At 39.5% G+C, this 1,411-nt stretch carries 2 protein-coding genes; one reads left to right on the top strand and one right to left on the bottom strand.

The features are described from left to right. The coding region (locus ABUA47_RS23225; protein WP_349832130.1) for a hypothetical protein at window positions 1-405 on the top strand (405 nt) is incomplete at its 5' end. 292 nt (window positions 406-697) lie between these two features. Here the strand turns inward: ABUA47_RS23225 and ABUA47_RS23220 are convergent. Further along, complete coding sequence (locus ABUA47_RS23220; protein WP_349832128.1) at window positions 698-1,270, bottom strand: hypothetical protein; 573 nt, start codon at window positions 1,268-1,270, stop codon at window positions 698-700. Window positions 1,271-1,411 lie beyond the last annotated feature (141 nt).

Here is a 1,411-nt window from a genome sequence, read left to right as displayed (position 1 = left end):
ATTGGTGACATTATTTATGTTCCCTTGGACGAAGAGGACGGACTGATACTAAAAGACGGATATAAAGACCGCAATAAATATATTGTTATTATCGGCTTTACTCCGGAAGGTGTCGCTATCGGTGCCTTACTGATAAATTCGGAAATAGACTCTTCCAAGAGGTCGGAAGAGCTACTGAACTGCCAATATCCTTTGATGGTTCGGAACTATCGTGATATTCTGGACTATGACAGTTGGCTGGATTGTTCCGATATATTCGAGCTTTCAAAATTGAAAATCACGGAAAAGAACGGTAAACTGAAAGGTTGCTTGATTTCCGAAGACAGGGAACGGGTTATACAGTTTCTAAGAGAGACAGAGGTGTTCGATAATGCAACTAAAAGGCGTTATGGCATTATTAAATAATGGCGTTAAATCATACAATCCGAATACATTAACCCCACCAGTTATTTAAAAGGTGAGAAAATCGGTTGTTTGAGTAAAAATGTGAATCTTACAAATCGTGTAGATCCGGACGTGCTTAATGACTGGATGATAAGTCAGCGATTATTTGATTAGTTTTCCATACAGAAAAATACATAAGTCTCCAGTCGTAAATTGGGAACTTATGTATTTAGTGGGTCAAATGCTGATGCCGTCCTGTAAAACGACTGGAGTTATCGTTGTAAGTGATAACTTCTTCAGACATCATTAATCTCTACTTTCCAATCTTATACATATTATCACGGGAGTCAAACCGCACACCGCAAAAAATGTAGTCAGGTGTACGTACTGCTCTTGCCGTGTATATATCTTTGCAGTTGCATTCTTCAAGGTATCCTGCCAAACTATCCACCATAAGAGCGCAACTTAATTCCGCTGTTTGATGCTTGAACCGCCTGCCGTTTATTTCGACTAACACATAAGGGGCGAAAAAATCAAATGGGCTATTGCTTTCGGGGGATAAGATGCCGATGTCTATCAGTCTGACAGGATTTAACTTTTCGTCCTTTGCCTTGTCGTTGTCCTTTTCAATTTGTTCACGTAGCAAGCGGAGATAGCAATCTTTCTTCGCCTCAAAAGTATGTATCGACTTAATCCACTCACGAATCCGTTTCTTAAAGTATGCCATACTATTGGAAACAAAGAGCGTTATCCGTCCGTCTATGACAAAACCGTAATTGGTCATACCACTCCATTTACCCATACATTTATGGCGTACAGGCTCCCATGTCTTGCCTCCTACAAGGGCGACAAATTCATCTACTGCTGCTTTCTCTTTCCTTTTCATTATATATAGTTTTTAAAATTCAGAAATAGTTCCTTTCTCAATCAAAACGTTATCGGCATAATACTCAATCGCACCAGTCGTAACACCAATATCCTGACAAACTGTTCTGAGATAGTTGTGATAGTCGTCTCCAGAAAAGTT

This window comes from Bacteroides sp. RTP31139st1_H2_RTP31139_211217 (assembly GCF_040227615.1).
Taxonomy (GTDB): Bacteria; Bacteroidota; Bacteroidia; order Bacteroidales; family Bacteroidaceae; genus Bacteroides; species Bacteroides uniformis.
This window is presented reverse-complemented; position numbering and strand designations above follow the sequence as displayed.

Bases quoted from the DNA above. Each gene is read 5' to 3' on its own strand.
- ABUA47_RS23220 (WP_349832128.1), bottom strand. From the start codon at position 1,270: ATGAAAAGGAAAGAGAAAGCAGCAGTAGATGAATTTGTCGCCCTTGTA.